Source organism: Bradyrhizobium sp. CCBAU 11386 (assembly GCF_028128955.1).
Classification (GTDB): domain Bacteria; phylum Pseudomonadota; class Alphaproteobacteria; order Rhizobiales; family Xanthobacteraceae; genus Bradyrhizobium.
In genome coordinates, this window is the sequence record NZ_LBKA01000067.1 from 1 (window position 1) to 531 (window position 531).

At 61.0% G+C, this 531-nt stretch carries 1 protein-coding gene; it reads left to right on the forward strand.

Annotation, left to right across the window (positions count from 1 at the left end):
- Window positions 1–79 precede the first annotated feature (79 nt).
- The coding region (locus XI09_RS08390; RefSeq protein WP_271566420.1) for an IS5 family transposase at window positions 80–531 on the forward strand (452 nt) is incomplete at its 3' end.

Genomic DNA, 531 nt, shown 5'->3' on the forward strand with positions numbered 1-531 from the left:
AGAGCCTGACCGAAAAAGGTGAGCGGCTTTAGCGGGCCTGTGATTCCTTCGGATTTGCAAAGATTCGAGGGAGGACACCATGCCGTGGACCAAAGCCGCTCGTATCAAGTATCAGCGCAGTGGACTGCGTTACACAAGTGATCTGACCGATGCAGAGTGGGCGTTGATCGCCCGGAAGATGCCGCCGCGACGGCGATTGGGCCGGCCGCGGGAGGTTAATCTGCGCGAGATCGTGCAGGCGATCTTCTATATTCTGTCGAGCGGCTGCCAGTGGCGAGCCTTGCCGAAGGAGTTCCCGCCATACTCGACGGTTCAGGGCTATTTTTACGCTTGGCGCGACACGGGTAGATGGCAGGAGATCGTCGAAGCTTTGGTTCGGAAGGCGCGCCGGAAGCTTGGGCGAAAGCCCAGACCGACAGCTGCCGTCATCGATAGCCAGACCGCCTCGACGACCGAGGCCGGCGGGCCACGCGGATTCGACGCCGGCAAGCGTCTCCATGGGCGCAAGCGCCATATCGTTACCGACACCAA